Source organism: Nocardia sp. CA-107356, from assembly GCF_050946365.1.
In the GTDB taxonomy this organism is placed as follows: Bacteria; Actinomycetota; Actinomycetes; order Mycobacteriales; family Mycobacteriaceae; genus Nocardia.
Genome location: NZ_CP191992.1, coordinates 8,530,397 through 8,549,763, shown reverse-complemented (window position 1 = coordinate 8,549,763; position 19,367 = coordinate 8,530,397). Strand labels below are relative to the sequence as shown.

Here is a 19,367-nt window from a genome sequence, read left to right as displayed (position 1 = left end):
CGGGAATACGGCCGCGGGGCGGCGCACCTTCACTTCGCGACTGTGTGACATGTCACTCGTCTGGTGTCCCGGCGACGTGAATGATCCGAAGGGTCGGTCCGTATACCGGGTGAGGACATCGCTGGTGACTGGAGCGTTGGGGACACGATGGTGCGGAGGTGAAGGCATGCGGCTGATCTCGCAGCGCCGGCATGTCGGTGGGCTCGGAGATGAATCTGCGCTGCGCGCAGCGTACGAGGACCACGCCGGCGAACTGTTCCGGTTTGCGCACCGCTCGCTGGGTGACGCGGGCGGCGCCGAGGAGGCCGTGCAGGAGACGTTCCTGCGCGCCTGGCGGGCGGCGCACAGCTTCCGACCGGACACCGCGTCACTGCGCACCTGGTTGTTCTCGATCTGCCGCAACATCGTCATCGACATCAGCCGTGCCCGGGCCAGCCGGCCGCCGCTGGCCGACACCGAACCGATCGATGCCCCCAGTGCCGCGCAGCCCCTGGAAGAACTGGTGGTGGGTCTGCAGGTGGAGGAGGCCCTGCGCCGGTTGTCCGAGCAGCATCGTCAGGTTCTCGTCGAGGTGCACCTGCGCGACCGACCGGCCGCCGAGGTCGCCGCTCAGCTCGGGATCCCCGAGGGCACCGTCCGCAGCCGCGTCTACTACGGTCTCCAAGCTCTCAAACTCGTACTGGAAGAAATGGGGTGGCACGGTGAGTACTGATCAGTGCAGGCAGATACGAACCCACCTCGGCATGCACGCCCTGGGCCGGTTCGAACCCGCCGCGACCGTGGCGCTGCGGGCGCACCTCGACGGCTGCCCGGACTGCCGTTCCGAACTGCGCGAACTGCGCGGCGTCGCCCAGGTCCTTCGCCAGGCCGACCCCGAGCGGGTCGACGATCAGCCTGCCGGTCCGCCCCCGGCGCTGCGCACCGCTGTGTTCACCGCAGTCGAGCAGGAACGACGCCGGAAGCGCTCTGTCCGGATCGCGCAGCGCGCCGCGGCGGCGGCGATGCTGATCGTCGCGCTGGGGGGAGTCTTCGTCGTCACGTCGCAGCCGGCCACGAACTCCCCGCAGGGCACGAACTCCAGGCCGGTCGCCTTCGCCGAACAGCCCGCCGGTGTCCACGCCTCGGCCAGCGTGGAGAACCGCAACTGGGGCACCAGCATCGCCCTCGATGTCACCGGCCTGCCGCAGGGCCAGCGCTACGCCGTGTGGCTCGAACGTCCGGACGGCAGCAGAATGCCCGCCGGTAGTTTCGTCGCGGGCGGCGAGAAAAAGATGTCCATGCAGATGGCGGTCGGACTACCCATGTACGAGGCCGCGGCCCTGGGCATCAGCACTCCCACTGACCCGAGCCCCCTCCTCCTGGCACCGCTCCACTCCTGACGTACTCGGAGACCCAGATCGGGCGGGCCTCGACGGTGTCTGCGTGGGCGGGAAATGGGACACGACGTGGCGGCGTCCGCGTCTTCGACGTGCACGACCGCCGCGACCGGCTGGTCGATATTCAGATTCCACGGCGTCCGTGCCGTATCGAACTCTTCGTCACCCGGCAGCAGTACCCGTCCGCGCACGGCGGATCGCAATGTGTTGTGTGACATGTGGATTCCCTTCGTTGCAAAAATGTTCACCGCGTCGTGCCCGAGCCACTGGACGGAGCCTGGCCCCTGGCAGGGTCCCGGGTGGCCGGGTCGGTTGCCGGGGAGATGGGTGTGGGCATCGGAAAGGCCACTTCGTAGTTGAACGACCTACATCGTCAGAGGTGATATCCCGCCGGACCTTCCCGACTGCTTCCTGGCGTTTACCGGGCAATTCGTGTGATTACTCTCAGCGGGGCACTGCGTACCCGCTGGTCAGCGGGTCGCAGTTCTGTATGGTGCCCTCGGCAGGACACGCAAAACATGGGCAACTGGGAAACGCTTGGTCATTGTGGGTATGTATCCCGTCTGAGGGACCGCGATTCCCCTGCGGGCGTTGGTCAATCGGCCCCAACTTTATGGCGCCTGGGGCGGGGCGTGTCGAACATGAAGTCCATGACGAGATGTCGACGCCGATTTCGGTCCTCGGTCACGAATCGGTCCCTGTGCCCCAACTGCCGCAAACAGCATGCTGCACAGATTGTTTCGGATCGGTGAGGCGGTGCGGTTTGCTGCCGTCGCTGTTCATCACCCAGAGTTCCGAGAACATGACTCCTTGTTCGGATGCTGGATCACGGGTGAAACGGGTGTAGACGATCTTCGTGCCGTCCGGCGAGAACGACGGGTATGCCGCGTCATCGTCGTTGAGCAGTCGGATGTTTTGACCATCGACATCCATCAGGTAGATCCCGGTCCGGCCATTGTGAGCGCGGTTGCTGGCGAAGACGATCCCGGCTCCGTCCGGGGTGAAGACCGGCGCGAAATTGACATTCGGATCGTCCGGCAGCAGCTGCCGTGCACCGGTTCCGTCCGATGCCATCACCCAGATAACTCCGGAGGATCTGGCGAAAAGGATCTTCGAACCGTCCGGTGAGAATGCGGGACGGTCCGTCGAGCCCTCGCCATCAGGGTCCTCGACGAGGAAGCGACCGGACGGAACGGGGATGACGGCGCCGGGGACGACGATGCCGGTGACGGGGCCGGTCGGATCGGGGACGACGTTGAGTTGCTTCAACTCGCCGCCATCGGCATTCATCACGAAGACGGCACGACCACGAGTAAACGCGATCCTGGTGCCGTCGGGAGAGAACGTCGGGTAAGTGGACCCACCGTGGGCGAGTTTCCTGACATTGCCGCCGTCGGGATCCATGACCGCGATCGTGTACCCACCCACGACGATTTCCGAGCCATCAGAAGCAAAGCTCGGACAGGCGCCGTCGCCGATCCGGGTGACCCTGGTGCCGTCGGGATTCATCACGAAGATCGAGTTCCGGTCACCAGCGAACACGATCTTGCCCGGAGGCGACGACTGCTCGACATCCGTACCGCAGCCGACGGCCAGCCCCGACAATGCAACGGTGACGGCGAGGGACGGCACCAATCGGCTTCCTGTCCCGACCAGATCGCCCACCCGACTCACACCAGACGCATGCGCATGTGCCGACGCACACCCATGTTCTTCCCGGTCGCGCCCATTCCCGCCCGCCTTCACCGTGCGGCTGATCAACATGCCCGTCCGGCGGACGATGCCAGCCCAGCGCGTGAGAGTGAGGATGCTCGACATGTCCAGCATCGTCCGCGGACCCACACCGCAAGCCTTACCAATCCTGGGAATCCAGCGACCGAGCTGCTCGAGGGTGGGGCCAACTCAACCCGGGCGGATTCAGATTGACATAGCCACCGAGGGGCCGGTAGGGCCGCGTCGTTCTGGCGGGCCGGCCGTCGATCACCGGGTGAGGGTCGTCCAGCAGTAGGAGCGTGAACAGCAGTGAGCCGCACCCGCAGATCATCCCCCGCCATCCGCACCCTCGGCCGCGCCTGGCTACTCATCATCTGGGCCTACTGGCGCGCCCGAACCCGTACAACCCCACCCGGCACCAGTCCGAAAAGACAGCCGATCGCTGGATAGGGTTGACTCACGGAACTCAGTCCTGTGCGCCGACGATCGGAAGCCACGGAACGGCGTTGGGGCGGAAACTCTGTCGCTCGGGTGCCAACCCGCTGTGATCATCGAGGCTCATCATCGTGACACCAACCAGCTCCGCATCACCGTCGTCCTGGGCGCCAACAGAACTCCCGCAATTGCCGCAGAAGCCACGCTGGGAATCGGGAAAGGTGTTGTACCAGACCGGCTCGCCGCCTGGCCCGGTCCACTCGAAACCGTCGCGAGGGAAATCGACCCACGACATCACCGGGCTACCGGACAATCTCTGACAATGTGGACAACTGCACAGGTGGGGAAACGACAGATCGCCCGACGCTTGATACCTGATATTGCCGCACAGACAGCCGCCGGAATGCATGGTGCACATATCCTTTCACGTCGTCGCTGGAATAACGAAGGGCATCTATGCGCGACACTCATCAGCGGGACCACGTCCGGCTGATGACCTCCGTGTTCGTCGCTTCAGATCTTTGCCGATACTAGTTGGCTCCTGTCCATCGCCGGAGGAAACGGATGACTCCAGCGCCACGATCAGGGCAAATGCCCCGTGTGCCAACGGGAGGCCGCAGTGGCGAGCACGATCTGTTCGGCGCGGCGCTTCTGCAACGCCATCTGGTGGTGACCATCGCTGGTGTTAGCGCCGGATTCCGGCCGGTTGCACCGGACCTCGGCCTCGATGGCCAGGGAGGCCACTGTGAGACTGCCGTCCGACCCCTATTCGGAACTAGGCTCGACCTCGAGCTCTTCACGCGCCCGGCCGCCGAACTTGATCCGGCCGATCTTGCGGCCCTTTTCGATGAACGGGCGCAGAGCCGCGTCCAGTTTGTCGTAGTTCTCAGGCGTCAGGTCGATTTCGTACGCGGTGCCCTCGAGTGAGAAGCGGTGCGTCGACACCTCGGCTGATTCAGTGCCGGTGAGGTCGTCGGAGTACGCACCCTGCTCACTCATGGACGGATCGTAACTCCACGATCGCCGAAATCGTTCACACCACAAGGTGATCCACCAACGCTCTGCACCCAGATCCTCTCCCGTGGCTGCGCGGGCGGCGTCTCGGCGTGCCGCAGGTTGCGTCCAGGGGTGTCCAGCGTCGGCAACCGCAACGCCGTAACAAACCGCCATCACCACAGTGCCGTGTACGTCGAAATTGGCCGATACCAACATCTTCCGCATGATGGTGGTGTCGAATTGCCAATTGATCAACGGTGTTTGTGGATGACCGATGTACCCAGTCAGGAGTGCCCGCGTGCCACGTGAAATCGATTCCACTGTCTTCCCGCATCTGGCGGCGGACCTCGACCGCGTCCGTGACGTTCTCGGCCCCGTGCAGTTCGAGGGCAGGCCCGAGCTGACCGCACTCACCGACGAAGGACCCGACACCTCACGCCGCCTGGTGCGCCCCACCCTGACCTTGCTGTCGTACTACCTGCTCACCGATCCCGCGAACCCGGCCGACGACCGGGCGGTAAGCGCCGCCGCCGCCGTCGAGTTGCTGCATCTGGGCTCGCTGTACCACGACGACGTCATCGATCACGCCTACCAGCGCCGCGGCCGTCCCAGCGCCAACGCGGTGTGGGGTTCGCACATGGCCGTACTGGGTGGAGACTCGGTGACGACCGAGGGCATGCGCATGCTGATCGAACTCGGCCAGCGCGAAGGGCTCGCGGCGACAACCACGGGTGCGCAGATGTGTGCGGGCATGGTGATCGAGGCCGCCGACCAGTATGTGGCCTCCCGCAGCGAGCAATCCTACCTGGAGTCGATCGCCGGCAAAACGGCGGCGCTGCTGTCGCTGGCCTGCCGGGTGGGCGCGATGCAAGCCGGCCGCCCCGAGGATCAAGAGGAAGCGTTGGCCCTGTTCGGTCGACACTTCGGGCTGGCCTACCAGCTGTACGACGACATCCTCGATCTGACCTCGACCGCCGAAGAGATGGGCAAGCCCGTCAACGCGGATCTGCCCGAGGGCATCTACACACTTCCCGTGATCCGCGCCGCTGCCCGCGACCAGGACCTTGCCCGCCTGCTGCGCAGCAGAATGACCGGTGAGCAAGCCGCACACGCCCGCGACCTTGTCATCACCTCTGACGCCGTGGACGAAGCACAGGTGTTGGCCGAGGAATTCCTGGACCAGGCCGCCGGTAAGCTTGCCGCCCTGCCCGCCGACCCGCGCGCCCGCCACGCTATGACCGCCTACGCCCGGTCCATACTCGATCGGCGAACTCCCCGCCCCACGGCATCCAGGCCTTCGACGCAGTCACCCCAAGCCCACGGTGATGTGTTCCCGCAGGAGGTCATGCGATGGTTGAGGGGCTGGCTGGTGGAAACCGGCCTTGTGGTCACCCCGGCCGAGTTGGACCACCGCCGGTGGGCAGGCACATTCCGGATCCCGGCAGCGCAGGCCTTGGCCCCAGTGGACGCGGCCCGTGGACAGGCCGCTGTCGGCCTCGCCGTGCTGTCCCTTGTGTGGGACGACCTGTTCGAGGATCCGCGGCTGACCGACCCCGAAGCCGTCACCGCGCTGCGGCGTGGCCTGGTGGCAACGCTGCGCCAGGACCCGGACAAACTATGGAGGCCCGGCGCGATTCCGACGGCCTGGGCGAGTTTGTGGCCGCGCCTGCGCGCGGGCCGCAGCAGCCGCTGGCAGGAGCGGTTCCTCGACAGCCTGGAGGAGTGGTTCGAAGCCTGCGAACGCGAAGCGCACCATCGCATCGACGGCTACATCCCCGCCACGGCCGACTATCTGCCGCTGCGGAAGTCGACCGGCGCGTTCGACAGCATGATTGCTTGCCTGGAGGTGTACCAGGACCGGGAACTGCCGTCGAAGCTGCGGAGCCATCCCGTGGTCCGCCGTCTCGAGGAACTGCTCTTCAAGGTGAGCTTCGCGGAGAACGACCTGGTGTCACTGGATCGGGACGAGGCAGACCATGTCCCCTACAACCTGGTGCGGGCGATCCGGCACGAGACCGGCTGCACTCGCGGCGAAGCCGTCGAGCAGGTGCAGCGCCAGGTGAGCGAGCATCGGACCCAGATCGACGCGGTGACCCGCTACCTCCCCGCGCTCCTGCGCGTGCTTCCCGGCCTGTCCGGCCGCTGGAAGGAGTACGCGTCGATCTATGAGGACCTGACGACCGTGTTGCTCCGCACGCATCAGCTCGATCGGTACACGCAGACCTCCACTTCCGCAGAGCCGGACTTGGAACGCCTGCGCCGTGAGATCTACTACCCGGCCACCGAACCGGCTCCTACCGCGCCCTAAAGCCCATGCACCCGAACGTTCTTGCAACCGAGCCGAGGGGCAAAGCGTCGCCTCGAATCCAGCGGTATGTCCCGCGCGCTCCGCCATGGTGGTCGCGCGGGACCCCCTTTCAGTGGTTCGCTGGCTGTCTGAATTTCGCCGGGCCGCAGAGGCGAGGTGTGCGGAGGCTGATCCGGATCGTGGGTCGTAGAGACGAGCGGGTACGCAGATGGACAGCGGCCAGTCCTATGAGGGCCCACGCCAGTTGCACGGCGAAACCAGCGAATAGTGTGTTGTCGGAGAAACCGGCCGCGGTCGAAGCCTGCATGGCCCGTAGGAGGGCAGCCCCAGCGCACGAATTCGCTGTCTACCCCGGCACTGGCGATGGGGTTCTGCACGGCCATGTCGAAGCAGCTGATCATCGCGATGGCGAACATGCCTCCGTGTGTTCGAGTGCGCTCGAACACACGGCACGCAAATCCGGCAGATCTGCCGGGAATCGGTGCGCGAGAGGGGAATCGATCACGCAGCCGCAACAATATTGGTGCAGATGTGTGCACGAGTGGCATCTATCGTGCGTCGCTAGAGCGTAGCACAGAATCTGTGATCACGTATTGACGACGGTATTCTCTTGAGCTGCAACACTTTTCGGTATTCCAGTGGGGGTAGCTGAGCGGAAGGGGCTGGCGTCGGTTCCGTCGCGTGGTTCAGATTCGGGTTGTTGCCCGAGTCAAATGTGTTGTGGCCGCAGTGGAATCGTTGGTCGAGGGCTGCTCTGGATGGTGCCGGTCGCGTGTTGGTGGGACCGGCACCATGGTTGTCAGAGCGTGATGCGGTGGGGTTCAGCAGTGACTAGTGGGTGGGGTTCTTGGGTGAGGGCGGATAGTGCTGCGGCGATTTCGTAGAGGTCGGCTTTGACGTAGGTGGCGGTGGTGCCGTGGGTTTTTCGGGTGTGGTGGCCTGCGTATGTGCGGGCGGTGGCGTAGCCGAAGGTGCGTTCGACCAGGTGAGGGTGGTGTGGCGTAGCCAGTGGGTGGTGATGTGTTGGGTGGCGACCCAGGGGAGGTGTTCACCGATTCGGGCCCAGAGGTGGTCGTAGCGGCGAGCGGTGATGGGTTTGGTGTTGCGGTAGCGCAGCAGCTGCCCTTGGGGTGGGCTGCCGCGTTGTTCGGCGTGGCGCAGGAGGTGGCGCATGAGGGTGGGTGAGACGGGTTGCCAGCGGTCGATGCCTTCTTTTTCGCGGAGCAGGATCAGGCATTGGTGTGGGTCGAGGTCGCAGGGGCGTAGGCGTAGGGCGCCGTTGCGGCGGCATGCGGTTTCGATGTGTAGGCGCAGGATGAGGGTGTCGAGTTCGGGGTCGTTGCCGGTGAGGGAGGTGACGTGGCAGATCTCGGTGAGTTGGGGTGAGGGGATCGCTTGGCGTTGTGATGGGGGTCGGGTGGGTATTGCTAGGTGGCGGGCGGGGTTTCGGGTGGGGTGGATCCAGTTGTTGTCTTCGGCGTAGCGGTAGAGGCAGCGCACGGTGCTGATGAAGTGTTCTCGTGCGCTGGTTCCGTTGCGTGCGCCGGGTTTGGCGCTGCTGGTGGTCTGGATGGTGTGGGCTCGGTGGTCGAGATCAGCTTTGGAGATTTGGTCCAATGGGTGGTTGTGCCAGGTGGTTTCGAGCCAGTTGAGATGGGTGTTATAGGTGCGCAGGGTGCCCGGGGTGAGGGTGGCCCGCAGTTTCGGGATGGTTTGGCCGAAGGTGGGTACGGCGGGGGTGGTGAGTAGGTCTGTGGCGGTGATGCCTATCTGCGACAACAGGATTCGGGTGGTGTCGATGGCTGTCGGGTCGGCGACTGTGCGGACGTCTGTTGTCATCGGCTATGACTCCAGTGACCGCAGGTAGTTGCCGAACAGCGCGTTCAGCATCGGTGGTGGGTAGATCGCGAGTTGCTGTTGATCCGGGTGAGCGACGAGCAGGACTTTGTCACCGATGTCCAGGTCTGCTTGGCGTCGTTGCCGGAAGGGGATGCGAAAGTAGGCGCTGGTGACGCGTGCGGTGCCGAGATCGGTGTGGTGGATGAGCAGGATGCCGTCGTAGGCGCAGCGGATTGCGAGGCGGGTGCCGCTGGTCCAGTCGAGGGCGTCCAGTACTGCGCGGTCGTGTATGCGTCCGGCGGTGCCGATGGTGCACATGCTGTAGACGATGCCGGGGTGGATGGGTGTGGCGACCTGTCGTGGTGCGGTGCGTATGGCGTGGATGAGTTCGTGGACGGGTGTTTGTGGTGGGATGACCGGTGCGATCAGCACGGCAGCCACCACCTTCCGGCGGCACCGGGATGTTCCGGTTGTGTGTGCTCAATTCCATTGTGGGCCAAGTCATTACCTCCATGGTCGAGGCACTCGACCGCGCGGCCCAGGTCGCGGTCAGCCACACCGTCGGGTGCGTGAACGATTCGGGGGTATTCGATCATGGTCACGCGCGAGCACGCTGCAGAGTTGGCGTGTGTCTGCCTCCGAGGCAGGCGTGGCGCCCACGGCGAGGCAGCCTACAGCTGGGAATGGGGACAACCAGCGGTTTCTTGTTGGCCAGCCAGTGCACAGTGTCCGATGCCAGATCATGTGACGCAGCGATGGTGATCTAGCAGAGGTGCGTCGGATATATAGCAGTCGATGGAGTTGGCGTCTGCCGGATTCTTGAGTAGTAGGGCGGGGCAATGCAGCGGCGGCTGCAATGCAACCGGACCGGCCGGTCACCGAGAACAGAACTGCAGGGTGCGAAACAACTATTTGTCGGCGGCCGATGCTGTACTGAGGAAGACAGCTACTCAGTGCGCAAGGGGGTTCTCGAGTGGCCGACGTGACCGCGGAGCAGATCTTCCACGAATTCCGCAGCAGCGTGAGCGCGGACATCTCGTTGTCGTTGTTGAGGTCGAGGGATGCGCTGCTCGATCTGGCGCTCATGGCAGCGCATCTGGGTGATGGACAGATTGTCGACGGGCAGACGCTCACCGCTGCGATGGATGCCGATTTGCCCGTATTGCTGCGCAGTTATCTCCCTGACGGCCGCGGTGATGAACAAGAGCTCTTGCTGGATGCTGACGCTGTGCTCATCCGATGGCGAAAGAAGAGTTGGGTGCACCGTAGTGCCGATCCGCGAGATCCTCGCATCGAGCGGTACCAGCTGACGTCGGGAGCCCAGGCCGCAGTGCGGCAGATGCGCAACTTGCGGCGGCGAACGTCGATCGCCACCGAGTCGGCGCTGGCGATTGTCATGTCGGAACTGCATGAGATCGCTACCGAAGCGAATCCCGATCGGGTCGCCAGGCGACGAGCGATCGATGAGCGGATCGCCGCCCTTGTGGCGCAACGTGACGCGCTCGACAGCGGTGAAGTACTCGAAGTGGACCATGTGGAATTGGTGGACAAGGTCGCCACGCTTGCCGAGCTCATCGACCGGATTCCTGCTGATGTCGCCAGTTATGGGGAGCGGATGCATGCCAATACCGCCGCTCTGCTGCGGCAAAGCCTCTCTGATGACGCCACGGAGTTTGCGGAGTCATTGCAGCGCATGTTCGACGGACATGACGTTATCGCCGAATCCCCTTCGGGGTGTCGCTTTCCGCCGGATGAGCAATTTCGTACGCGGCGGAGATCTGACGCACTACCGCAGCATGCGGACGCGGATCAGCGAGGCGCAGGCTTCGGCGGCCCTCGCATTTCAACACACCCACGGTGGCCGTGATATCGGTTTCGTGGTGCCCATGAGCGGTGTGGACACGACCTCGGTCGGCCGACTCCGGCTTGATCAGGGAACCGCGACTATTCCTGCGGCGGTGGAGAATACGAGTGCGGAGTTCGCTATCGACCCGACCATGATGGTAGGTCGGGAATCCATCGACTGGACTGCCTTGCGTGATGCGGTGCACACCACGATGGAGGCGCATTCAGGGTTCGCCACCCTCTCCGAGGTTCTCGAGCGACTGCCTGCTGCTCGGACCGGTGACATCATCGGGTTGTGGTCACTGGCGGCACGGTACGGAGAGGTCGACGACGAGGCGATCTCCCCGGTGTGGGCGGCGACCGCTCGCGGCTATCGCGAGATCGCTATTCCCTACGCGATATTCGGCGAACGTATTCCCGCGCCGGTCACTCCGCAACGAACTCCGCGCAGCCTCGACCGACAGCTGTCTCTAGCAGAGGAGTTTGGTGATGAGTGACACGACCGATCCGACATTCGCGGATGTTTTTGGAGAGGACGATTCTGGAGAGGTGAGCGAGGCGTCCCGGGGCGACCCCGCGCGGCTCGACCCCTCTACCGTGTTCGCAGGGGATAACGATGTGGTCGGCTCGCATGTGGTCGTAGGGGAGTGCATTGCGCGTTTCGACGGAGACACCAGCGAACTTCCTCCCGAATTGTGCTGGGCGTTGCAGGAATTGGTGTCGGCTCCTCACATCACGGAGAAGTCTAGAAGTTGGCCGGTAGTCCTGCAGTTCGAAGAGCGGTTGCGGTCACGGTTGTCGGAGCTCGGACTGCTTCTCGAGATCAACCGTGAGTATCGGTACGCGTTCACGCGTCAAGCAGACGACCCCAGCCCGCGCAGCCGAACGATACTGCGCGCTAAGACGCTCAGTCTGGCGGCCAGCGCGCTGGCGCTCTACCTGTATCGGCAGTATGTCGTTTCGCCGGATGATCCGATCGTCGATCGCGCCGACATGATCGACCACATGATGGCCTACCGGCCGTCGGACGACACGGACGAGGTCAAGTTCCGGGACAAGATCAATGTGGCGATCAAGTCGCTCGATGACGCCGCGATCATCAAGCCCATCAGGGGAAACGACGATCGATTCACGATCTACGGGGTGATCACCGCGATCCTCACCGCCGATCAGGTGGTGACGCTCGAAACCCGGTACCGGGCGATCGCACGGGGCGGGGTAACAGCGGCCGTCGAGGGCGCAAGTTCGGGGGAAGGGGCATCCGCATGACAGGGTCCACGAAACGTGCGGTACACCTAGGTCAGTTCCGCCTGGCGCGACTGCAGGTCGTGAACTGGGGAACTTTCTGCGGCTACAAAGATTTTCGCATCGATGATCGCGGTGTGCTGCTCACCGGTCCGTCCGGATCGGGCAAGTCATCGCTGATGGACGCGCATTCCTTGGTGCTGTTGCCGACCTACGACCAGCGTTTCAACGCATCGGCGGATCTGACGGCGCGAGGGTCGAAACGGAACACCCGCACCGTCGCGGACTACGTCCGGGGCGCGTGGTCGGAGACCAACGACGAGAACGAACGTTCGCAGGTCCGTTATCTGCGCGGGGGTGAACCCACATGGTCGGCAGTCGGAGCAACCTACGACGACGGCCGCGGCGCGGTCACCACGGCTGTCGTGGTCAAATGGTTCACCGGCGTCGAAAACGACGGTGCAGCAATGAGCACTCTGCATCAATTGAGTGACGGCGATTTCGATCTGCAAGAACTCAACGCCTGGGCAGAGCGCAAGTTCGATACTCGATGGTGGAAGCAGACGCATACGACAGCGCAATTCCCCCCGACTCAAGACCAGTACATGAAGGAGTTGGCAAAACGCGTCGGGCTGAGCAAATCTCGAACCGCACTGGCGCTGCTGGGCAAGGCAAAGGCGATGAAGAACGTTGGCGACCTAAACCTCTTCATCCGCGACAATATGCTCGACCGGCCGGACACCTTCGACGATGCTCAGCGGATGTTGGCCGCGTTCATGCCACTCAACGAGGCCTATGAGACGGCCAAACGAGCCAACATGCAGGCGCAGGTGCTTCGGGATCTTCCTGAAAGCTGGCGGATCTATCGCGAATCCAGGGACACGATCGACCGGGCTACGACACTGCGGGGATCGACCCTCGACCGGTATGTACGAGAGAGGCTCCTCGCGGCCATCGGGAAGGAACTCGACGACATCGATGCCGAGGTCGGACGTCTCGATGACGTGATCGGAGGTCAGAAAGCTCGCTCTGACGCGACTTTGAAAGTCTATGTCGATTTGGAATTGGAGATCAGCAGCGAGAATCAGAACCTGCGGAGTCTGGAAGAGCGTCAGAGTGCTCTCGTGAGTCGAGCTGATGCGGCGAAGCGATCGTACGGGCAGTACAGCGGCTACGTGACACGGTTAGGTGAACAGTCCCCGCAGGATGGCGATGCCTTCGAAAGTCTCCGCAGCCGGCTTCCCGCATTGCAGTCCGCTGCCGCTGCTCGTTCGGTGGAACTCACTCCCAGAACCAATGCGGCGATTGCCGCCGAGTATGCGGCCGCGAAAGCGCACCGCGAGAGCGAGACCGAACTCGTCAGGCTCCGTTCGGCCAAGTCTCTGATTCCCGGCCCGGCAATCGACAGACGCGCCTGGATCAGTAGCGAGACCGGCGTGCCGATCAACGAAATCCCGTACGCCGCCGAACTGATCGACATGGCCGACGGTCACGAACGCTGGCGGCCCGCGGCGGAGAAGGTGCTGCGCAGCTACGGTATGCGGATGCTGGTGCCCGAGCGGCACAAGGATGTCGTACGTCAGTTCATCGATCGGAACGACATGCATGGCGTGCTCGAATACAGCATTGTCACAGCAGTTTCCGCGCATGAGCCCCGCCCGCTGCCGAACACGCTGGCCGGAAAGCTGGCCATCGACCGCGATCATCCGCACGGCCGATGGCTCGCCGACCAGATCACCCGGCGCTTCAACCACGTCTGCGTCGAATCGGCTCTTGAGATGGACGATCATAACGTGGCTGTCACGGTGAACGGCACCGTGAAGCTTCCCGGAAACCATTACCGCAAGGACGATCGACCCGAGTTGACCAGCAAGTCGACCTACATCCTCGGAGCCAACACGGTCGCCAAACGACAAGCGCTGGAGGCGGATGTCCAGCAACTCGCGGAGAAGAAGGAGGCGACAGCCGAGGCCGCGCAGGGGCTGAGAGATCAACTCGAGGAGGCGAACGGTCATCGCGATGCGGCCGCACAGGTTGCCACGTTCGCCACCTGGGTGGAACTGGATTTCTGGACTCCGACCCGCGACGCGAGTGAGCTCGGCGAGCGAATCGCGGAGATCCGTACAGGAAACGTCGATTTGCATCGCCTTGAAGCAAAGCGAGATCGGGCCAAGGCGGAGCACGACAAGGCGTACGGCGCTTGGCACAGCACACACCAGCGTATCGCGGAAGTGACGCAACGGCAGACAGTTCTGGTGGACCTGCAATCGGCCGAGGAACAGAGGCCGCACCTTCTCGACGAAGAGGACCGCGAGTACCTCGACGGTGTGTACGTGTCGATCAATATCACCGCGACGGTCGATGCCATCAGCAACATTCGGCGCCAACTCGATTCGGCCCTGGAGAAACTCGTCGTCGCTGCGCGCGGCGATCGACAGACCGCGCACGAGAAGGTCCGATCCGCGATCATGCGATTTCTCGACCATTGGCGTGACAGCGCTCCCGACGACAGCGGGGATGTCGATCGCAGCGGCCAAGACTTCGCTGATCTGCACGCCGATATCGTCAAGCGGCGGCTGCCGGAGGCGATGGAACGGTTCGAGAAGATGATCAGCGAGGACATGGTTCCTTCGATTGCGATGTTGCAGCGCAGCATCGAGAACGCGGCGACCGAGATCGAGCGGCGCATCGGGATGGTCGACTCCGGCTTGCGCCGAGTCGAATTCAATACCGGGACTCACCTGCAGATCTCGTACACGACAAGCCAGTCCGCAGATATCAAGGCGTTTCGCGCCAGTGTCGACACTCTGATGCGCAAGGCCGCGCAGCTGAAGAGCGATCCGGAGAAGTATGTCGAGCAGTTCAAACGGGTCAAGGCGCTCATGGCACGGTTCACCGCGACCGACTCGGCGGCCGAGCGCTGGCGCAAGAACGTCCTCGACGTCCGGAACGGGTACGTCTTCTACGGACGGGAAGTCGACGGCGAAACCACTAGGCACACCTATCGCAACACGGCATCCAACTCGGGCGGAGAACAGGAGAAGTTGGTGGCGTTCTGTCTGGCGGCGGCGTTGAGCTACAACCTCGCCGATGACGAGACGGATGCTCGTCCACGCTTCGGCACGCTCATGCTCGACGAGGCGTTCAGCAAATCCGATGAGAACTTCTCCGCGCAGGCGCTGTCCGCGTTCGACGAGTTCGGGTTCCAGCTGCTCATCGCGGCACCGATCCGAATGTCCGGCATCGTCGAGCCGTACATCGGCCAGGCAATCCTGGTCGAGAAGCGAACCTATCCCGATGGCACACGGTCGCACGGCAGGTCGGCCACATTCGGCGAACTCGCCGACCAGCGATTCGCCGAGAGCGACGGTGCCACTCGTGCTTCAGCCTGACGAGGTTCTCGAGCGACTGCACCGACGTTTCGGCGACGACTACGCGGACTGGGCCCGCGGAAAAGGCGCTTGGCCGCTGCGGATCTCGCTACAGCCACCGGATATGGCAGAACGTTCCGAATCGCCGATCGCCTGTCATGAGTGGGCTGCCCGCTGGGAGGACTACACCGGTCCGGGCACGCTCGGGTACGCGAACCTCCGGTTCCCGACCGGCACCCACCGCATGCCGAAGACACTTGTACTCAGCCGACCGGGTGACGTTGCCGCCGCGCATCCGGACGACCTGACGGTTTGGCAGCGGTGTGGGCAACGACTTACATACTTGCAAAAGGAGTTTCCCGGCGCGCGCCTGTCCGATCAGGTCCGCCGCATCACCGGACTCGACGATGCCGATTACAAACGCTTGGTCCGTACCGCGCGATGGCTCCGCGCCAATCCGACATCCGGATTGCTGCTACGGCAGTTGCCGATCGAGGGGATAGGCACCAAGTGGTTGGGAGCTCACCAGAATCTCGTACTCGCCCTGCTCGGGGACGATGCCGACATCGAGTCCTCCGACAGTGCGCCACCCAGGTCCAAGAAGCGGGCTCTGCATCGTCGGCTAGGGCTGAAAGTGGTTCCGGAACTCGTGCAGGTAACAGTATGCGACCCGTTCCTGCGGGTTCAACTTTCGTGCATGCACCATCTCGCGGCGACAGTCGAGGATCTCAGTCGATGGCCGCATCATCCCACTACAGTCGTGATCCTGGAGAACAAGGAGACCGCCTTCGCAGTCACAGGTGACCACACGGGCACGGTCATCCTGCATGGGCACGGCTTCTTCGTAGATCAGTATGCGCGAATCACGTGGGTACGGAACGCCGAGCGTGTGATCTACTGGGGCGACATCGACACGGCGGGCCTGCAATTCATCAGCGACCTGCGTGCCCTGGGCGTCGTCGCCACCACTATTCTCACCGACACCGAAACCCTGGACCGATACCGGCATTTGGCAGTCGAAGGTGCGATGCCGCAACGCAAATCGACACCACCGCACCTGACCGCCCGCGAGCAAGAGCTCTATCACGTGCTCGTCGATCATGCGGCGAAGACCGGCACAGGACTGTTGCTGGAGCAGGAACGGATCCCATGGGAATCCGCTTACCCGCGGCTGATGAGCGCAATCGGAACCGTGCAGCACCACGCATAAGACGGTGAAGCGAGTAGTCGAACGCGCCAAGGCTGGTGGCGACCGGCCAGCACCGGTGTCGCGTCTCCGCAACTACGACCAGGTGCGCGATCTGGTCGCTGAGCGGGTCGAGAAATCGAAGGTGACTTCAAAGGGACGGATCTCGGCCAAGCGGTTGCTGTCGGCGGCCGTGCGGCCGGTTATGAGGTGTCACCAAGGAATTTCCGGCAGCTGGTGGCCGAACAGAAAGTATTTTCGCCGCCGACGAGTCCAGTCGCCGCGACGTATGTGAGGTCCTGCGCATCGCGCTCCAAGTACCGCGGGATGACGAGGCCTACCCCACGCCGGATCCGGTCGAACCGGGACTGACCAGCCCGGAGCTGCTGATGCGTTATGAGAGCTAGTAGCTGAGTCCTGCTCGGGGTACCGGCTACCGCGAAAGCAGTTCCGCACGACACTCTGTCTCTGTCTTCACCGCGACGCACTCTGCCCAGGCCCGCTGGATATCACCGGAGGTGGGCGGCTCGCCGCAGGCGACCCCGCACCGTTGGTATCCCGGTACCGGTGAGCCGTCGGGCCAAAAACAGCCGTCGTCGTTGCAGGTGTACCCGCGGGGGCCTGGTCGTCCGCCGAGCCCTGACCTCGATTCTTCATCGAGGTACTGGCTGCCGCCGTGCGTGTCGAAGCACCATTGCGAGTACCCTACGGTGCCGTCGCTCCATCTTGCGGGTCCTGGTGTTCCCACAAGGCATTCGATTACGTGCGGTTCCGGGTCGGCGGCGGCTGCGCCGTGGACTCCGCCGAAGACCAGCGAAGCACCGACGAAAGCAGTGATGACGATCTTGCTCATGGTTCCCCCTGTAGCAGTGGTGGGTAGGTTCGCGACGTCGACACATCAGTCAACCTCGAACCTTCTTGCCCTAGAAAGCAACTGGCGAAGATCATCTCACTGCTGGCGCCGACTTCTGTCCTTACTCGTAAGGATTTGGGGTTGTTCGGGTGCGAATTCGTTCCGCGTGACTGTTTTGCTACCCGGCAACCCAGGCGGAGATGTTCACCAATGCGGCCCACAGGTGGTCGTATCGGCGGGCGGTGATGGGTTTGCCGTTGCGGCAGCGCAGCAGCTATTGATCGGGCTGCCGCGTTATTAGGCGTGGCGGAATAGGTGCCGCATGAGGGTGGGGGAGACGGGTTGCCACCGGTAGATTCTGTCCTTTTCGGTGGTATGCAGGCCGTCAGGCCGCTCGCGGACCTCGATGGCACGAACTCGTCGAGTCAGTTGCCGGAATATCGATCCAACACTGCGATGATTCTCTCGAAATCACGTACCGAACGCTGGCAGAACTCTGGATCCGTCCTCACTAGGAGGTCCACGGCTTGTGCTTCGGTTGCTAGTCCGTGAAGTTCTTTCTCAGCCATCACTCGTGCAGGTACGAGCACCCAGTTTCGTCGGGTAGTGTCAAACAACCAGTCGATCTCTCGATTGTCGGCAAAAGCGGCCTCGTGCAACAGTTCAGCAACACGACCTGGCCGAGGTTCAGGGAAACGCCAGACAACAAGCGGCGGAGCGGGAGTGCCATCATCACCGATGCCACCCGCATGGCGATACCACTCCAGGTCTCCGTACCGCTTCAACCGAGTAATAAAATCACCAGAATTCACTACCCTACTCCCTTGATCGTAGCGCCCGGATTATCTCCCATAATAGTCTTCCGCCATTGCTCGATCGGAACGGGGTTTGAACTATGCCTCGGATCGTAGACATATTTGCCATCGGTATAAACCTCATGATATAAAAATTGTTCACGCAGTCCATATTCTTCAACAGTTACCTCTTGCCCGGGAGCAGGATCCACCCTGAGTATCTCCCCTTCCTCAGCGGCAACCTTCTTTAAATGCTCTGCAATCTCGGAACAATCCTCACCCGGATGAATGCCCTCTCGCAGCATTCTCGCCATCTCATCGGTAACCGTGCTCGAAGGAATGCCAGAGGAGCCTCCTTCGTTTGCCGGGTCTCCATCGTCATCGATGTAGACCTTCATGGCGATGATGGCACCGAGTTTGATGGCGATATCGGTGAGGCTGGGGACCTTGTCGAACGCGGTCACCGTAAAGGCTGTGGTTCCCGCGACTGCCGCTGCGGTGCCGATTATTTTGATGAGTTTGCTTGTGTCGTAGGTGCTTTTGAGAACTCTGGCGGTGTTGCCTGCGATCGCTACGACGCCGACGCCGGCGGCGACGTCGCTGAGGGCGGCGGTGATCCAGGATGCGGCGACGCCGATGACGACAGTGGTTCCGGCTGCTATCAAGGCGTTGGTGACCGCGTCGCGGAATTTGTCGCGGGTTTCGGAGGTGGCGGTGCTGTATTCGGTGACGGGTGTGGCGAGGTTGAGGGATGCGGAGGCGAGTTGGGTGGCGCCGCTGTTGAGGGTGGTGAGGTGGCCTAGGAGGGGGTCGAGGCCTTTCTTGTCCTGGATGTCGCTGAAGAGGTTGGTGATCTCGGTGATCCGGGATGCGGCATCGGTGATGGTTTTGTGTTCGGCGAACGTCTTCCAGGTCGATGCGGCCTTGGCGAGCTTGTCTTTGTTGCCGTTGGGCAGCTTGCTGCCGAACTCGTCCTGGATCTTCCCGACCAGGGCGTCGTAGAAGCCGGGGATACTGCCCTTTCCCTCGGTCACGCCGTCGCCGTTGTTGCCGACCGAAGTCGGGATGGTCACCTTGTACTCCGACATCGCCGTCACGGTGGGCCGGTCGGGCATCGGGTTGGAGTTGTTCGACAGTGCCCAGTTGTGCCCGGCGGCGTAGAGCATGGTGCCGAAGTTGGTGAGGGCGTCGGCCAGGTTCGTGCAGGTCTGCATCGTTTCCTGGGCGACGCGGTCGTAGGTTTTGCCCCAAGATTCGCAGCCAGCGGTGTCACCGGCCATGCCCGCGCATTCGCCTTTGACCGCGTCGTGGATCGGTTTGTCGGCGGCACGCAGGTCGGTGGCCAGGGCGTGGCATTTCTTGCCGGCCTCGTAGTAGGTCTGCCAGTCGATAACCAGTACACCCAT

The 19,367-nt window shown here is 63.1% G+C and carries 16 protein-coding genes and 1 pseudogene; 9 read left to right on the top strand and 8 right to left on the bottom strand.

Annotated features, from left to right (window positions below; translation table 11 throughout):
* Positions 1-166 precede the first annotated feature (166 nt).
* Positions 167-712 (top strand): sigma-70 family RNA polymerase sigma factor, encoded by a 546-nt coding sequence (locus ACQP1G_RS38525; RefSeq protein WP_433194602.1) that lies wholly within the window; start codon positions 167-169, stop codon positions 710-712.
* Entirely contained in the window at positions 702-1,379 is a 678-nt protein-coding gene (locus ACQP1G_RS38520) for an anti-sigma factor family protein (RefSeq protein WP_433194601.1), read from the top strand. The genes ACQP1G_RS38525 and ACQP1G_RS38520 overlap by 11 nt, the downstream gene beginning before the upstream one ends.
* A gap of 681 nt (positions 1,380-2,060) precedes the next feature.
* On the opposite strand, the gene ACQP1G_RS38515 is transcribed toward ACQP1G_RS38520, so the two are convergent.
* The 4 genes from ACQP1G_RS38515 to ACQP1G_RS38500 all read right to left on the bottom strand — a co-directional run bounded on the left by ACQP1G_RS38515 (position 2,061) and on the right by ACQP1G_RS38500 (position 4,523).
* A complete protein-coding gene (locus ACQP1G_RS38515; protein ID WP_433194600.1) occupies positions 2,061-3,194 on the bottom strand; it encodes a TolB family protein in 1,134 nt (377 codons plus the stop codon).
* 361 nt (positions 3,195-3,555) lie between these two features.
* Positions 3,556-3,933 carry a GFA family protein gene (locus ACQP1G_RS38510; RefSeq protein WP_433194599.1) on the bottom strand — a complete coding sequence of 126 codons (378 nt, stop codon included), beginning with the start codon at positions 3,931-3,933 and terminating at the stop codon, positions 3,556-3,558.
* A gap of 173 nt (positions 3,934-4,106) precedes the next feature.
* Complete coding sequence (locus ACQP1G_RS38505; protein WP_433194598.1) at positions 4,107-4,268, bottom strand: hypothetical protein; 162 nt, start codon at positions 4,266-4,268, stop codon at positions 4,107-4,109.
* 21 nt (positions 4,269-4,289) lie between these two features.
* Positions 4,290-4,523, bottom strand: a complete 234-nt coding sequence (locus ACQP1G_RS38500) for an Lsr2 dimerization domain-containing protein (RefSeq protein ID WP_433194597.1) — start codon at positions 4,521-4,523, stop codon at positions 4,290-4,292.
* A 295-nt stretch (positions 4,524-4,818) separates the two neighbouring features.
* Here ACQP1G_RS38500 and ACQP1G_RS38495 point away from each other — a divergent pair, with 295 nt between their 5' ends.
* Entirely contained in the window at positions 4,819-6,828 is a 2,010-nt protein-coding gene (locus tag ACQP1G_RS38495) for a polyprenyl synthetase family protein (protein ID WP_433194596.1), read from the top strand.
* An 831-nt stretch (positions 6,829-7,659) separates the two neighbouring features.
* Here ACQP1G_RS38495 and ACQP1G_RS38490 read toward each other — a convergent pair.
* Positions 7,660-8,667 (bottom strand): tyrosine-type recombinase/integrase, encoded by a 1,008-nt coding sequence (locus tag ACQP1G_RS38490; protein WP_433194595.1) that lies wholly within the window; start codon positions 8,665-8,667, stop codon positions 7,660-7,662.
* 3 nt (positions 8,668-8,670) lie between these two features.
* Positions 8,671-9,099: a hypothetical protein gene (locus ACQP1G_RS38485; RefSeq protein WP_433194594.1), complete on the bottom strand. Its 429-nt coding sequence runs from the start codon at positions 9,097-9,099 to the stop codon at positions 8,671-8,673.
* Positions 9,100-9,640: 541 nt separating this feature from the next.
* Between ACQP1G_RS38485 and ACQP1G_RS38480 the strand changes: the two genes are divergently transcribed.
* The 6 genes and pseudogenes from ACQP1G_RS38480 to ACQP1G_RS38455 all read left to right on the top strand — a co-directional run.
* Positions 9,641-10,534 carry a DUF3375 family protein gene (locus ACQP1G_RS38480; protein WP_433194593.1) on the top strand — a complete coding sequence of 298 codons (894 nt, stop codon included), beginning with the start codon at positions 9,641-9,643 and terminating at the stop codon, positions 10,532-10,534.
* Complete coding sequence (locus tag ACQP1G_RS38475; protein WP_433194592.1) at positions 10,419-11,009, top strand: DUF3375 family protein; 591 nt, start codon at positions 10,419-10,421, stop codon at positions 11,007-11,009. The genes ACQP1G_RS38480 and ACQP1G_RS38475 overlap by 116 nt, the downstream gene beginning before the upstream one ends.
* Entirely contained in the window at positions 11,002-11,781 is a 780-nt protein-coding gene (locus tag ACQP1G_RS38470; RefSeq protein WP_433194591.1) for a DUF4194 domain-containing protein, read from the top strand. The genes ACQP1G_RS38475 and ACQP1G_RS38470 overlap by 8 nt, the downstream gene beginning before the upstream one ends.
* Entirely contained in the window at positions 11,778-15,149 is a 3,372-nt protein-coding gene (locus ACQP1G_RS38465) for an ATP-binding protein (RefSeq protein ID WP_433194590.1), read from the top strand. The genes ACQP1G_RS38470 and ACQP1G_RS38465 overlap by 4 nt, the downstream gene beginning before the upstream one ends.
* Positions 15,055-16,338 (top strand): Wadjet anti-phage system protein JetD domain-containing protein, encoded by a 1,284-nt coding sequence (locus tag ACQP1G_RS38460; RefSeq protein WP_433194589.1) that lies wholly within the window; start codon positions 15,055-15,057, stop codon positions 16,336-16,338. The genes ACQP1G_RS38465 and ACQP1G_RS38460 overlap by 95 nt, the downstream gene beginning before the upstream one ends.
* A pseudogene (locus ACQP1G_RS38455) lies at positions 16,313-16,569 on the top strand (IS21 family transposase); the annotation flags it as partial. The gene ACQP1G_RS38460 and the pseudogene ACQP1G_RS38455, both read left to right, overlap by 26 nt.
* A 1,023-nt stretch (positions 16,570-17,592) precedes the next feature.
* Here ACQP1G_RS38455 and ACQP1G_RS38450 read toward each other — a convergent pair.
* Complete coding sequence (locus ACQP1G_RS38450; protein WP_433194588.1) at positions 17,593-17,979, bottom strand: hypothetical protein; 387 nt, start codon at positions 17,977-17,979, stop codon at positions 17,593-17,595.
* The gene (locus ACQP1G_RS38445) at positions 17,979-19,367 is read right to left on the bottom strand and encodes a hypothetical protein (RefSeq protein ID WP_433194587.1); all 1,389 of its coding nucleotides are present in this window, start codon (positions 19,365-19,367) and stop codon (positions 17,979-17,981) included. Before ACQP1G_RS38445 ends, ACQP1G_RS38450 begins: the two co-directional genes overlap by 1 nt.

What these genes read in the sequence shown, in the direction of transcription:
- ACQP1G_RS38525 (WP_433194602.1), top strand. Translation starts at nt 167, where the DNA reads ATGCGGCTGATCTCGCAGCGCCGGCATGTCGGTGGGCTCGGAGATGAA.
- ACQP1G_RS38515 (WP_433194600.1), bottom strand. Translation starts at nt 3,194, where the DNA reads ATGTCGAGCATCCTCACTCTCACGCGCTGGGCTGGCATCGTCCGCCGG.
- ACQP1G_RS38510 (WP_433194599.1), bottom strand. Translation starts at nt 3,933, where the DNA reads ATGCATTCCGGCGGCTGTCTGTGCGGCAATATCAGGTATCAAGCGTCG.
- ACQP1G_RS38500 (WP_433194597.1), bottom strand. Translation starts at nt 4,523, where the DNA reads ATGAGTGAGCAGGGTGCGTACTCCGACGACCTCACCGGCACTGAATCA.
- ACQP1G_RS38490 (WP_433194595.1), bottom strand. Translation starts at nt 8,667, where the DNA reads ATGACAACAGACGTCCGCACAGTCGCCGACCCGACAGCCATCGACACC.
- ACQP1G_RS38475 (WP_433194592.1), top strand. Translation starts at nt 10,419, where the DNA reads ATGAGCAATTTCGTACGCGGCGGAGATCTGACGCACTACCGCAGCATG.
- ACQP1G_RS38470 (WP_433194591.1), top strand. Translation starts at nt 11,002, where the DNA reads ATGAGTGACACGACCGATCCGACATTCGCGGATGTTTTTGGAGAGGAC.
- ACQP1G_RS38465 (WP_433194590.1), top strand. Translation starts at nt 11,778, where the DNA reads ATGACAGGGTCCACGAAACGTGCGGTACACCTAGGTCAGTTCCGCCTG.
- ACQP1G_RS38460 (WP_433194589.1), top strand. Translation starts at nt 15,055, where the DNA reads ATGGCACACGGTCGCACGGCAGGTCGGCCACATTCGGCGAACTCGCCG.
- ACQP1G_RS38445 (WP_433194587.1), bottom strand. Translation starts at nt 19,367, where the DNA reads ATGGGTGTACTGGTTATCGACTGGCAGACCTACTACGAGGCCGGCAAG.